Source organism: Bacillus sp. FDAARGOS_1420, from assembly GCF_019344915.1.
Lineage (GTDB): Bacteria > Bacillota > Bacilli > Bacillales > Bacillaceae_G > Bacillus_A > Bacillus_A mycoides.
Window position 1 is genome coordinate 64,680 of the sequence record NZ_JAHWJB010000005.1, and the last position, 13,167, is coordinate 77,846.

Genomic DNA, 13,167 nt, shown 5'->3' on the forward strand with positions numbered 1-13,167 from the left:
AAAATAAATTGGGGTGATTAAATTGACGGATCATAAAAACACATTTTTTGAAAAACATGCAGCATATATAGAAGAGAATAAAAAACAAAATAATAAAATTGCGTACTATTACGATTTTAATTGGCATGGTTTTACCTATAATAATACAAAGTCAGATTATGGATTTGGCGTAGATATTAAATTTAACACATTTGATTTTGAAGAGGATAGTATCGGTGGCGTAACTGAATATCTTTCTGTAAAAATTGATTTGCAAGAGGGGAAATTAATTATTGAAATTGATAATAATCCCCTATTTGAGAATGTTGAAGTTATTAAGTTTTTTATTGATGATACAAACAGTAAATTTTATAAGCATTTAAGTGTTGAAGAAGGAGAAACACTTATTAAAGAGTATTGCCGACAAGCTAAAGTAAATGAAATACCCTACATTGAGTTGACTGGCTCAGCAATAGCCTTTTCATATGTTGATTAATTACTAAACAATTTTATTATTTCTACACAAGAGGGCAAATTTAAAAGCCCTCTTTCTTATTAATAGAAAGAAAGGAGTGAATGTCATGAATGTATGGCTGTTTGCGAGCTGTATGTTCCTTGTAGCTGTCTTTTTGAACACATTGTTATTATTTGGGCACAGAATGATAAAAACACGTAGGAATAAGAAATGGAAGCGTAAAACTGAAATTACAGATTAATAGGAGGTACTTCGTATGGGGAAAACATTGTTTATTGCTGAAAAACAGAAGGTAGCTGTTGAATTATTAAAATCACCTAGATTTAAAAACTCACAAAAGAATTCGGGAAGTATGCCGTATTATGGCTACTATGAAAATCAGAATTACATTATTAGCTGGTGCCGAGGGCATTTATTAGAGTTAAAACATCCAGAAGAGATGGATTCGAAGTATAAAGTGTTTAAGTTTGAGCATTTACCTTTAATTTATCAACCAGTTTATAAAGTAATTCAAGAATATGCTGAGCAACTACAAACACTCGTTAAATTGTTGCAGCGTCATGATGTTGACCACGTGGTAAACATATGTGACGCGGATCGAGAGGGAGAATTAATCTATAGGGAAGTGTACGAGTACGCTGGGGTAAATAAAAAGCAATCTCGTGTATACAAGTCATCTTATGAGGCAGCAGAATTAGAAGGAGCATTGAATCGATTAGAACCATTAACGGATTATGACGGGCTTGCAAAATCGGCTAAAGCAAGGCAATACCTGGACTATATTCTAGGAATTAATGTTACGAGGGGTTGTACATCCAAACTAGCAAGAAACCAATTCTTATTGGCTTCTGGTCGTGTTCAAATGTGTATCTTAAATGAAATCCGTCAAAGGGAAATCGCTATTCAAAATTATAAAGAACAAACCTATTACAATTTGAAGCTACTAACCGAAAATGGTTTATCACCGGTGATGAAAACAGAAGAGCAACTGATAGATCCATCGCCACTACAAAAGCTTGGAGAAAGCTTGAAAGAAACGAATGTAATTGTAACGGAATTTAAAGAAAGTACGAGAAAAAAGAAACCAAAATTATTATATAACTTAACGGATATCTACAAAGATGCTCATGCCAAACTGAAGATAAATGCGGAAACAGCAAAAAAACATATTCAGAGTTTGTATGAAGAAGGCTTTATCACATATCCTCGTTCTTCATCCAGGCACTTACCTACAGAACAAGTGGAACGAGTAAAAGAAGTAATGGCAGCATTAGAAAAGAGCTCCTATGCAAATCTCGTACAACAGGTGGTTCCCTCTTCTATTACGAAAAAACATACTACTTTTAATGATGAATTAGTCAGTAGCCATTTTGCCATCATCCCAACAACAAAATTATATGCCGGAACCAACCGAAATCCATTAGAAAAACAGCTATATGACTTAATTGTAAAACGATTTATCGGGAATTTTATGAAACCAGCAATCTACCTGGTAAGAGAAGTACATTTTATAGATCAAGAGGCTAACGCATACAGTACAAAAGAAAAAATCCTACAAGAGAAAGGGTTTCTAAGTGTATTTCAAGAGGATATAGAAGAGGGATCAGTTGAAGCATTTCAGATACCTATTTTACGAGAAGGAGATTCTTTCAGAATCGTTCAGTATGACTTGATTGAGTCTCGAACAAAGAAACCAGCTTTTCATACGGAAAGTTCCATTTTAACCTTTATTGAAACGGCAGGACGTAAATTAGATGATGAACATTTGAAGGAACTTATGAAAGGAAAACGGATTGGGACAGTCGCAACGGAAGAAACATTTATACCGAAACTGTTAGATCGTAGCTATATTGATGTTACCAACAGTCAGATTCGAACTACTAATATTGGTCGTGCGTTTATAGATGCTTTTCCGGTAGATGAAATCAAAAATCCAGCTTATACGGCTGAAATGGAAGGGATGATTTACATGATCGAAAAGAACGAAATGAATTATGAAGAATTTGTGGAAAAAACAAATACGTTTGTAAAAGATACAGTGGAACAATTAGGCGCAATGGATGATAAGGTTTCGGATAGCATTATTAATACTTGGAATCAGCAGATTGAGGTGTGCAAATGCCCTTGTAGAAAAGGAAAAATCCTTCATAAAGGTAATTTTTATGGGTGCAGTAATTATCCGGAATGTGAAATCTCCTTACCAAAAAAAATTAAAGAAAAAGCGATTCCAGAAGCGCAAGTAAAAAAGCTGTTTGAGGATAAGAAAACAGATCTTTTAAAAGGATTTAAGTCCAATGAGAAGGAGTTTTCCGCTTATTTAGTGTTACATGAAGGGAAAGTTAAATTTCAGTTCCCAACACAAGAGGAGCTGTCATTTGGTAAATGTCCAAAATGTAAAAAAGGGGATATGCTTCATCGTAAAACATTTTATGGATGCACGGAGCATAAAAATGGATGTGATTTTATGTTACCAGCCAAGATCAAAGAGAAAGCAATCCCTGGCAATCAGATGAAAAAGCTAATTCAGTATAAAACAACGGATTTTATAAACGGCTTTCAAGGAGAAAAGGGAGAATTTACAGCAGCTATCTATATGGAAGCGGACGGAAGTTTGAAATTTCGTTTCCCAACAACTGAAGATCGTACCATTGGTAAGTGTCCATTATGTAAGAGTAGAGTTCTTGTAGGGAAAAGTAACTACTTATGTGAGAAATACAAAAAAGGATGTGATTTCATTATTTTTGGTACATTCTCTGGTAAAAATTTAAGTAGTAACCATGTGAAAAAGTTATTAGAAAAGAATGTAACGGATCAGATCAAAGGGTTTATCTCAAACAAAAACGGGAAGAAATTTGACGCTCGTTTATCATACAGCGTACAGGAGAAGCGATTAAAATTCTTATTCGGCAAATAAAAATTGAATGCATGTAAAAGAGGACTAGGAAACGTAATAGTCCTCTTTTTTATTTCATTTTATAGAGTAAAGGGGGGATTCCGTAATGGCACATGTCAGTACGGAGGATGCGATGAAAGCAAGAAAAGTTGACTTGATTTCATATCTGGAAGCAAAGGGAGAAACGTTTAAGAAAGAAGGAAACTATTATCGTCATACGGAACATGACAGTCTCATCATTAAAGGGAATCAATATGCCTGGAATAGTCGAGGAGAAAAGGGATATGGAGCGAGTAGCTTTGCCATGATGTACTATGACATGACATTCCCTCAAGCCGTGATGGACATTCAGAAGGGGGACTACAAAGAGTTTGATCGTTCAAAAGCTGAAGAGGAGCGCAAAAAAGAGCAGCAGCCTTTTAGTTATCCAAAACACTTAGAGGTGCCGAAACAAACAGAAATCAAGCAATACTTAATTGATGAGAGAAAAATTGATTCTCGTTTAGTAAATTGGCTGATTAAAAAGGATCTCATCGTCCAGGATAAGAAAAATAATGTGGTGTTTAAATGGAGGGAAGAAGGAGGCAAAGGGAAAGTAATTGGAATGAACCGTCAAGGTACGGTCAAAATGGAAAATAAAAGAGGAAGCTTTAAGCAAATAGTCCCGAATTATGAAAAAATCAATGCTGGTTTTACGGTTGATGTGGGTAAGCCGGATAAGATTTATTTTTATGAAGATCCAATCGACATGCTATCTCATTGGAGTATCAAGCAAAATAATATTCAAAACGCTCGCCTGGTGTCTATGCATGGATTGAAGTCAAAAACAGTGATTGAATCTTTAATGGATGCGAAAAAAGAAGGGCACGATATTAAAGAGATCATAATGGCAGTTGATAATGATAAGGGTGGGAGAGAGTTCATTCAAACGATGAAATGTTTTGTAGATCTTAAAGAGGATATTCCAAAGAATGAAAAAGAAGATTGGAACGATGTCCGGAAGAAACAAGTGAGTGAGCAACAGGTAAAAGAAAACGCACAAACAAAGAAAATAAAACCAATTAAAGAGGTGGAGCGAAGTGTCTAATCTACCAGAAATGCCAAACATATTACAAATTTTGATGTATGGTTTTGTCCTTTATGTTCTTTTTCGTATTTGTAAATTCATGTACCGGAAGTTCCAGGAGCGAAGAATATTAAAGCGAATGGCTAAGTCTGGTATTCACTATATAGACAAAATGGACGGCCATCAATTCGAAGTATATCTAAAAGCTCTCTTTCGAGAGTTGGGTTATTTCCAACAGTCACAAAGCAGTCAAATGATTTCGGAGCGGATCTGGTATTGAAGGGGAAAAATCGTATTGTAATCCAGGCGAAACGCTATGGGATGAAAAATAGAGTCGGCATTAGTGCCGTACAAGAGATATATGCAGCACAAGCCTATTACAAAGCAAATGAGGGCTGGGTTGTAACGAACAGTGTGTATACAAGACAGGCGAAAGAATTAGCGGAAGCTTACAATGTAAAACTAATAAATCGTGTAGACCTTCAGAAATTGATTAATAAAGTCAATCCCGAATATTCGGCTGAAGATGTGTATCAAGGGGTAAAACCTGCAGAACGGAAATGTCCAACATGTAAACATGATTTAGTGGTTCGTAATTCAAATAAAACAGGAAATAAGTTTTTTGGCTGTTCACAATATCCCACATGTACACATACAGAACCAATCAATACATGAGCTGTGATGAAAATCCGGCTCTTTTTTCATTTGTTTAAAGAATACATGAAAAAAATCAGTTTAACTAAAAAACGACCCTTCAGATTTGTTTGTATTGGATTTTGAAGGAGTTGTTAATATAATAAGTCGTATTTGTTATAAAAACGCATGTAAAGGGAGAGAGGGAATTTAGATGCGTTTTTAGGTTTTTTAGGGAAAATAAAAAGGGTAGCCATTATTTACGACTTAACCCTTTTTCTACGATCTGACGAATTGCTTCGTTTCGGTTCTTCAGCTTATTCACATGCCAATAATTTTCTATTTGTTCTACTTGTTCTTTTGTAAAAGTAACTAAAATTTGAGTGTACTTGTCTTTATTAACAGCCATATAACAACCTCCTCTATAAAAAATATTATAAGTTATATAACTTTATTGAGGGGGTTATTACATGGAACGAAAAGTTAAAAAGATGATGGCTGATCTTCAATTTATTATGAATCATGGTCAAATCAGTGTAGATTTTATGGATCAAGGATATAAAAGAATGCTTTTTAGCGCATTAGAAGCTACGGGAAAACAGTTCAATGTGCATACCAATGAAGATAATGAAACAACTTTGTTCTTAGAGTTGGTTTAGTAAATTTACGTAATGAGGAGCTGTTAAGATGATGGAGCAGTTAACCATTTTTGACGTAATGGATGAAACTAAAAATAAGCTTTATGAGGTATTAGAGAAGAATGGATTAGAGTATAAGATTCATAAATACTACTTATATTCGGATTATGAGGGGGCTGTTCAATATTATTATATAAGAACAACTGATAATACAATTATTGATTTGTGTATCTCTGATTTTCCAAAAATCTTCGCTATCCATGAAGGATTTAGTGATAAAGAAATTAAAAAAATTTACAAATGGAATTTATAAGTTTAAATAAATAACAAAATAATGGAGGAATGAAAAATGAATATTGGCGTGTCTGAGTGGAAAGCATTAAAACAGGAAACTAAATTGAAATTGCTTCGTAATGCAGCATTGCAAGTAAAAATAAGTATACAAAATAAAACCCTTCATTTACAAAGTAAACGAAGGGTTCTGACAAAAAGTGACCGTAAAAGCATAGGGAATCTCGTACATTCCCTTGCTTTCACTATTTTATCATATTTAAAGTTTAGAAAATATGTATATTTAAACTTAGGGGGGATGCAATTTGAATCGGGGAGTGTTAGTTGGTCGTTTGACGAAAGATCCTGACTTACGTTATACGCCTAATGGTGTTGCTGTTGCTACTTTTACCTTAGCAGTCAAGAAAGCATTTGCTAATCAAAGGGGAGAGCGAGAATCTGACTTCATAAGTTGTGTTGTATGGAGAAAGACGGCTGAAAATGTAGCAAACTATCTTAAAAAAGGGAGTCTTGCAGGGGTAGACGGGCGGTTACAAACCCGTAATTATGAAGGGCAAGATGGAAAAAGAGTATATGTTACTGAAGTTCTTTCTGAGCATGTTCAGTTTTTGGAGCCAAAGAATTATCGTTTAGGGCAACAGGAACAGTCCTTTAACAATAACTATGCCAATGTAGGAGCAAATAATGGAAGCAATGATCCCTTCTCAAATGCGGGCAAACCAATTGATATAAGTGATGACGACTTACCATTCTAAAAATTCACTTATAAATAAAGGAGAGATTTTATGAAGGGTGAAGAAAGAACATTTTCTATTTTTGAAAGATGTAAAATTGCTTTTAATATGGTAATTACTTTTTGGTTACTGATGTTTTTATTTTGTAGTGAATTACTATTAAAATAACAATATCAAACAAAAAAGGTGGGAGTTTATGAAATCTACAGGAATGACAAGAAAAGTGGATGAGTTAGGTAGGGTGGTACTTCCAATTGAATTAAGACGTACTTTAGGGATTGTAGAAAAAGATCCTATTGAAATATTTGTTGAAGATGACAAGATTATTTTACAGAAATATCAACCTCAACAAGCATGCATGATTACTGGTGATATTTCAGATAATAATATATCATTAGGCAATGGGGAAATTATCCTTAGCCCAGAAGGGGCAGAAATTATAATTGAGGAATTACAACAATACCTTGTAAGGAGTTAATTTAATGGATATAAGTAAAGAGATTACTATAGAAGTTAGTGATAGTTGGGGAGATACTATTGTGATTAGCAATAGTGGAGTTTTACCTGGCACCAATGAGAAAGGGATATTGATTGATTGTGTTAGCATGAACAAATCATCCGGGAAGGTATCATTCACAAAAGAGGATATTGATGAGTTTATAAACGCCCTACATAAAGCTAGGGAGGCGATCTTATGATAGACAAGAATTATCATAAAATTGTTAAAGAACTAAGTGGAGAAATAATAAGTATACGCCCTGAGGACATTACAGAAATAAAATTAAATCCTCTTGAAATTAATGAAAATGATGATAAATAGAGGGTAGTTCCAAATTTGAAAATTATATGAGGTGAATAAAATGGGGATACGGCAACTAATACGGAATTTTTTCCAAGGAAAAAAAGGGCAAGAAGAAACACAAAATCAAATAGATACTAATAAAGAAGTATGTACCCAAAATGGGGAAGACTTCTATACATGTATCAATGTATATGGATTCCAAACGGAAGTAAGTGACTTTTGGCTGAAGCCCATTATGAATATACCAAATGCAATTATAAAAATGGACATTATTAGTGATGGGCGAAAAGTTGTAGTAGAAGCTCTCAATAATTTTTTAGCAGAAGAAAATGTACGTCCTATGGATACAAAAGATTATGTAGAATGGATTGAATCTGAGCTTCAAGATATAGAATCCTTGTATCAGCAAGTGACAAATGGAGGGATAGTCAAGTTTCTTCAGTTACGGATTTATATTTCAGCATGCACGATGAATGAAATTGAAAAACAAGCAAAGGAAGTTACGGAAGCATTAGCGTCCATTAATTTTAAAGGGAAAATATTTTTAACTTAGTCAAGTCCTTCTTACGTGATACGGAGAGTATACCGCAAACTTGTTGCATGATTTATAGTATGTAAATAAATTACAAAACCCAATTCCTGTATGGTGGAATTGGGTTTTGTAACATATATAGCCTAAAGGAGACTTGACTCTTTTTCATAGTATAACTTAAATTAAGAGAAAATTCAAAATTAACCCCAACCTAATTTTTGTATCGATCAAAAATATAATATACATAATGTACCGTAAATGAACGTTTAAGGTCGTATTTCCTTTCAGCAAGGGTTTAAAAAATTTCTTATTATGATTGTGTGTTTTTGGCTCATTATGTTTCTCATGTATGGTGAAAGCCTGTTACAATAGAATGGAGTCGAAAGTCTAAATACCCTTAGGTAGCTCTCATAGTTGTACGATTTATGGGGGATTTTTTAATAAGGAAATGCAAAAATTTCACGTACCGTAATGTTTAATAAAAAGACAAAATAAAGAATCAATAGTCTACATTTAATTTTTTGTACCTAATTGATCCGCTTAATGGATTCGGTCTCGTCTGATTTGGATACTATTTTGTGTGAAATGGAGAAATTATTTTTATTTTGGATAGATTTCTTGCGAAATATGTACCTAGAGCCGTATTTCAATTAAAATGTGATACGATAGTTATATATTCGTTTTGCTAGTAAAAGGGGATGAGTGTCGATGAAAAACCACATAAAAGTAAATGGAAAAATCCTTCAAACAAATAAAAAATGGTCACATCTCAAGCAAAGACAAAGACAACATATTTCTAATTGGTTACGTAGAGAATATACACAGTTTGTAAAAACACATTATAGAAAACCTAAAAAGTATGAACATGATGAGATTCTTCATGAAGTGATGAATCAAATACAGGAACGTGAAATTTGGATTCCTAATGGTGAAGTAAAAAGATATTATCTAAGTAAAATAGGAAAATGGTTTAGAAAAATAGAAGGTGAATGGGAAATACAAATAGACAACAAAGAGATGCAGCAAGCATTAAAAGAAAAGTAGATACAATTAGGGGGCGTATTTCATGTATAACTTACAAGAAGATATGTATGAACAATTGAAAGAAAGAAAAGGGGAAGTTACTGTATTTTTAATGAATGGTGTTCCAATACGTGGGCAGATCCTTGCAATGGATAAATTTACGGTTCTTATGATGGTTCATGGAAAGCAACAACTAGTCTACAAGCAAGCAATCTCCACAATTCTTACGTAATTCTTTTTCCTTTTTCGAGAGAAGAGGCAAAAACACAAAAAAAAGAAGATTGAGATCAATCTTCTTTGAAAAAGGAACAGATGACAGATTACTACTCCAACTCCTAATCAATTATAATTAATCGTGTAGTAATATTCAATTCACTATAAATTTTCTCAATATTTTTGTCTTATTATTAAATTATAATATAAGTAATTCTTTTTATTATTATATATTTGTTCTTTCCTGGTGCAGAATCCTTATAATAAGGGTTCTCTTTTTTGTATAATACATTAACAAAAAGAAAGATAAGATCGGAGAGTAGGATCTTATCTTTTCACAAGGAGAAATATATTGCAAGCTATCTTATTATTCATAATATTATATCACATGTTTAATTTCCATATACATTCCACAATTAACAACAATATCTATATTGAGAAATATAGGAGTCGCAATTTCCCCCTATTCACTTAGGTTTTGGAATGTATTATCTTATGAAAATTGTAACTGAACATTTTTATGAGATGATATGATATTTAAACTTTTCACTATCCTTATACAAGAGATGCCTTTTTGGTAATATAGACAAGCTTTTTCGAATTGATTTTCCTTTTGATAACAGTTCGCTAGATCAATATAAAATATAGATAATTGCTTATTGGCTTTCTAGTTTTTAAAAAAAGGAATGGCTGTTATTTCAAGAAAACTTTTTAAATTTGTTTGGTCAAAATATAAGTGATTTTGATAGGAAAATAAACAGTATAATTTAGGATATTTATTTTTTGTAGCTCGCAATCCTCGATGCAACATCTTTTTAGCCTCATTAATTTTTTCTTTATCAAAAAGAGAAATCATGGTGTCATATAACTTTTCTAATTCGAGTATTTCTAAATCTAATGTTTTTGTATTATTTTTAATTTCTTTTATTCTCTTATATAACAATTTTTTTAATATTTCAACTTGGGGTTAATTTGTTATTTTCAATTTGACTTAAATAAGATGCGGTACATATTCCATAGCATAGGGTTTCTTGTTTAATCCCATGTTTTAATCGCGCATTGAAAAAAAATTCCCCTATATTTTCATTCGGAACAGTATCATTCTGAATTTCAGTATTAGATTTTAATACCATTATTCGCTCTGAAAGTAATTGTATTACTTCAGCTTTAGCTTCAACTTTATTATTTTCTATACGACTTAAATGGGATACTGGACATATTCCTTTACATAGCTCCTTTTGGGCTAGATTGTATGTTTTTCTAAATTCACGAATTTCTTTACCGATATTATTCAATATTATCCCCCCTAGAATCTCTTATAATGAAGGATAGACCTTTATTCAGAAAAATTCTTTGTTTATGAAATTTCTATATCTTCATCCACCCTCTCCCCTTTATATTTAGTGTATGATAAAAGAAAGACATAGAGAGGTGATTTAATTGAAAAAATCAAAGTTTGTCTTTCCACTTCTTTTTTCTTCATTAATGTTAATAAGCTCTTGTCAACAAATTGATAATGTGGAAGCTTCGCAAAGTGAGGATTCTAAAGTAATGGATACAGTTCATAATGTAGTCGATGATAAAAAATTTCTCAGTGCTACGGTAGATAATAAAGCGAAATCTCTAGACCTTAGAATATCTGATACAGAAATACCAAAAAAAGTTGAGGAAGAAATCAATAAAGAATTAAAAAAGAAAAAAATTACATCTTATACAATTAATATTGTCCAAGAAGATATTAAATTAGCTAAAAAAGAATATAGATGGGAACTGTTTAGTATGAATCTTGTGGATGATTTGTTAAGCAAACCAGAATACAAGGGAACTACCATCACAAGTGATATCAAAGATTTAAAACAGCCTGTTACACTGACAATAAATGCTCCTGTAACTGGAATTGACTTAGACGCTAAGGAATATGCTAAAAAACTTGAACAGAATATAAATGATATTATGAAGTTAGAAAAAAACAAAAAATTAATTGTAGAAGATTCATATGTTATTCAAATTTATAATAAAGATCATCAATTAATAAATTAGCATCCAATATTGTGCTCTAGAAACTAAAAAGACTGGATTAATTAATCCAGTCTTTTTATATACACTATTGATGGTTATCCATTAATATATTTACTCCATTATATACCTTTATTACTATCATTACAGTTTTCAGAAAACATCCAATATGTGGATTTTTTTGTTCCAAAAGGTACACATTTTGAAGGGGAGTAATTTCTATTAAAAGCGGTACGTCAAAAAGTTCGAAACGAAATTTTGAAACACTTCAAAACCATATAGACCTTTTGAATCATTCATAAATTCTTACTTTACAATTCTCAAAAACCACCTACCCTTTTTGATAAAATTATTGTGTAAAGGGTAGGTGGTTTTATGAATTCATATATTTACGGATATGCCAGGGTAAGTACAAAGCAGCAAGATTTAATTCGTCAAATTGATATGCTTCAAAATTATAACTGTACCGAAATTTTGACGGAAAAAATAACAGGAACAAAAAGTGATCGACCAGAACTTAACCGATTAAAAGCTAAAACTAGATCTGGTGGTACGTTAGTGGTTGAAAGTTTTTCCAGATTAGGACGAAGCACAAAAGATTTAATTGAACTAGTTGAGTATTTTGAGAATAAGGGCGTTAAACTGATTAGTATTAAAGAACAGTTCGATACTAATACACCTCAAGGAAAACTAATGCTAACTGTATTTCAAGCGTTTAGCCAGTTTGAAAGAGATTTAATTGCTCAACGTACTCAAGAAGGACTTGAAAGTGCAAGAGCAAGGGGAAGAATCGGTGGATGCCCTCGTGTTAAGGATAGCTTCATTCAAATGGCATTAAAGTTATATGATTCTAAAGAATATAGCATACAAGAAATTGTAAACATGACAGGTATTAGTCAGGCTACGCTTTACCGATACACAAGAAAAATAAATAAATTGAAAAAGATGAATTTATTTATATAAAGAATTACATTATAAAATAGTAAGAAGAATAGAAAGACAGGTAGAGGAAACCCATGTCCACAAAATCAGTAAATTTACGGATTGATTTCGCTTTTAAACAGTTATTCGGAACGAAGGGAAATGAAGAGATTTTAACTGGATTTCTAAACGCTACCCTAGAAGAATCTTTAGATGTGCCTATTATATCCCTACAACTAGAAGATCCACATCTTCATAAGTCTTATGAAGATGATAAGTTATCAATATTAGATTTATTAGCAACACTCGATAACGGAACACACATGATATGGTGAAGCGATCTTTATATTACTGGAGTAAACTCTATACATCCCAAATGCAAGAAGGGATGCCATATCGTTCACTCCGAAAAACAATTACCATTAACTTATTAGATTTTATACTATTCCCTCAGGATGATTCATTTCACACCATAGGACAATTATGGAATCCTAAAAAGCAACAGATACTAAGTGATGATATTGAAATTCATTTTGTAGAAATTCCAAAATTGGTCAAACAATGGCGTGAAGAAAAAGTAAATCCATGGGAGAATGCATTTGTTCGCTGGATGTTATTACTACCAGCACATGAAGATGAGCATTTAACTCAAACATTGGAGGAGATTGCAATGAATCAAGATCCAATTTTACAAAAGGCAATGAATAAGTGGGAAAATATGAGCCATGACTCTTCTTTCCGAACAGCTTATGAAGCTCGTGAAGAGTTACTTCTAGATGAGCAAGCTAAGTTAGCACATGCTCGTGAAGAAGGAATTGAGCAAGGGAAAATTCAATTAATCCGTGGCATGCATAAGAATGGTATGCCACTAGAAGACATTGCTAAATTCACAGGCCTTAGTACAGAAGACATACGAAAACTACTATCATAATACGTACGAATAAAAAACTT

16 protein-coding genes and 4 pseudogenes are annotated in these 13,167 nt (G+C 32.6%); 18 read left to right on the forward strand and 2 right to left on the reverse strand.

Annotation, left to right across the window (positions count from 1 at the left end; translation table 11 throughout):
- Positions 1-55: 55 nt before the first annotated feature.
- From I6L50_RS32700 to I6L50_RS32715, 5 genes and pseudogenes are all read left to right on the forward strand, one after another.
- Positions 56-475, forward strand: a pseudogene (locus tag I6L50_RS32700) (hypothetical protein); the annotation flags it as partial.
- 85 nt (positions 476-560) lie between these two features.
- Positions 561-695 carry a hypothetical protein gene (locus I6L50_RS35330; RefSeq protein WP_257475512.1) on the forward strand — a complete coding sequence of 45 codons (135 nt, stop codon included), beginning with the start codon at positions 561-563 and terminating at the stop codon, positions 693-695.
- Between the two features lie 15 nt (positions 696-710).
- A complete protein-coding gene (locus I6L50_RS32705; RefSeq protein ID WP_219304546.1) occupies positions 711-3,368 on the forward strand; it encodes a type IA DNA topoisomerase in 2,658 nt (885 codons plus the stop codon).
- An 85-nt stretch (positions 3,369-3,453) separates the two neighbouring features.
- A complete protein-coding gene (locus I6L50_RS32710) occupies positions 3,454-4,434 on the forward strand; it encodes a DUF3991 and TOPRIM domain-containing protein (RefSeq protein ID WP_219304547.1) in 981 nt (326 codons plus the stop codon).
- Positions 4,427-5,088, forward strand: a pseudogene (locus I6L50_RS32715) (restriction endonuclease). The gene I6L50_RS32710 and the pseudogene I6L50_RS32715 overlap by 8 nt, the downstream one beginning before the upstream one ends.
- Before the next feature lie 214 nt (positions 5,089-5,302).
- Here I6L50_RS32715 and I6L50_RS32720 read toward each other — a convergent pair.
- The gene (locus I6L50_RS32720; protein WP_219304549.1) at positions 5,303-5,455 is read right to left on the reverse strand and encodes a ribbon-helix-helix domain-containing protein; all 153 of its coding nucleotides are present in this window, start codon (positions 5,453-5,455) and stop codon (positions 5,303-5,305) included.
- 61 nt (positions 5,456-5,516) lie between these two features.
- Between I6L50_RS32720 and I6L50_RS32725 the strand changes: the two genes are divergently transcribed.
- From I6L50_RS32725 to hfq, 10 genes are all read left to right on the forward strand, one after another.
- Positions 5,517-5,705 (forward strand): hypothetical protein, encoded by a 189-nt coding sequence (locus tag I6L50_RS32725; protein ID WP_219304552.1) that lies wholly within the window; start codon positions 5,517-5,519, stop codon positions 5,703-5,705.
- A gap of 28 nt (positions 5,706-5,733) precedes the next feature.
- Positions 5,734-5,997: a hypothetical protein gene (locus tag I6L50_RS32730; protein ID WP_219304554.1), complete on the forward strand. Its 264-nt coding sequence runs from the start codon at positions 5,734-5,736 to the stop codon at positions 5,995-5,997.
- Positions 5,998-6,033: 36 nt separating this feature from the next.
- Positions 6,034-6,324, forward strand: a complete 291-nt coding sequence (locus I6L50_RS32735; RefSeq protein WP_219304754.1) for a hypothetical protein — start codon at positions 6,034-6,036, stop codon at positions 6,322-6,324.
- Positions 6,281-6,730 (forward strand): single-stranded DNA-binding protein, encoded by a 450-nt coding sequence (ssb, locus tag I6L50_RS32740; protein WP_219304556.1) that lies wholly within the window; start codon positions 6,281-6,283, stop codon positions 6,728-6,730. The genes I6L50_RS32735 and ssb overlap by 44 nt, the downstream gene beginning before the upstream one ends.
- Positions 6,731-6,905: 175 nt before the next feature.
- Positions 6,906-7,187, forward strand: coding sequence for an AbrB/MazE/SpoVT family DNA-binding domain-containing protein (locus I6L50_RS32745; RefSeq protein WP_219304558.1), 282 nt, complete (start codon positions 6,906-6,908; stop codon positions 7,185-7,187).
- Positions 7,188-7,191: 4 nt separating this feature from the next.
- Positions 7,192-7,407 (forward strand): hypothetical protein, encoded by a 216-nt coding sequence (locus I6L50_RS32750; RefSeq protein ID WP_219304561.1) that lies wholly within the window; start codon positions 7,192-7,194, stop codon positions 7,405-7,407.
- On the forward strand, positions 7,404-7,529 hold the full coding sequence (locus tag I6L50_RS35335) for a hypothetical protein (RefSeq protein WP_257475513.1): 126 nt from the start codon (positions 7,404-7,406) through the stop codon (positions 7,527-7,529). The genes I6L50_RS32750 and I6L50_RS35335 overlap by 4 nt, the downstream gene beginning before the upstream one ends.
- Before the next feature lie 40 nt (positions 7,530-7,569).
- Positions 7,570-8,064, forward strand: a complete 495-nt coding sequence (locus tag I6L50_RS32755; RefSeq protein WP_219304563.1) for a type IV secretion system protein VirB4 — start codon at positions 7,570-7,572, stop codon at positions 8,062-8,064.
- A 687-nt stretch (positions 8,065-8,751) separates the two neighbouring features.
- Positions 8,752-9,087 (forward strand): transposase, encoded by a 336-nt coding sequence (locus I6L50_RS32760; protein ID WP_065705350.1) that lies wholly within the window; start codon positions 8,752-8,754, stop codon positions 9,085-9,087.
- Between the two features lie 22 nt (positions 9,088-9,109).
- Positions 9,110-9,298 (forward strand): RNA chaperone Hfq, encoded by a 189-nt coding sequence (gene hfq, locus I6L50_RS32765; RefSeq protein ID WP_219304565.1) that lies wholly within the window; start codon positions 9,110-9,112, stop codon positions 9,296-9,298.
- A 937-nt stretch (positions 9,299-10,235) separates the two neighbouring features.
- On the opposite strand, the gene I6L50_RS35340 is transcribed toward hfq, so the two are convergent.
- Positions 10,236-10,574 carry a helix-turn-helix domain-containing protein gene (locus tag I6L50_RS35340; RefSeq protein WP_257475514.1) on the reverse strand — a complete coding sequence of 113 codons (339 nt, stop codon included), beginning with the start codon at positions 10,572-10,574 and terminating at the stop codon, positions 10,236-10,238.
- Positions 10,575-10,719: 145 nt separating this feature from the next.
- Between I6L50_RS35340 and I6L50_RS32775 the strand changes: the two genes are divergently transcribed.
- The 3 genes and pseudogenes from I6L50_RS32775 to I6L50_RS32785 all read left to right on the forward strand — a co-directional run bounded on the left by I6L50_RS32775 (position 10,720) and on the right by I6L50_RS32785 (position 13,147).
- On the forward strand, positions 10,720-11,319 hold the full coding sequence (locus I6L50_RS32775) for a DUF4030 domain-containing protein (protein ID WP_219304567.1): 600 nt from the start codon (positions 10,720-10,722) through the stop codon (positions 11,317-11,319).
- A 351-nt stretch (positions 11,320-11,670) separates the two neighbouring features.
- Positions 11,671-12,240, forward strand: a pseudogene (locus I6L50_RS32780) (recombinase family protein); the annotation flags it as partial.
- 71 nt (positions 12,241-12,311) lie between these two features.
- A pseudogene (locus tag I6L50_RS32785) lies at positions 12,312-13,147 on the forward strand (Rpn family recombination-promoting nuclease/putative transposase).
- Positions 13,148-13,167: the final 20 nt, after the last annotated feature.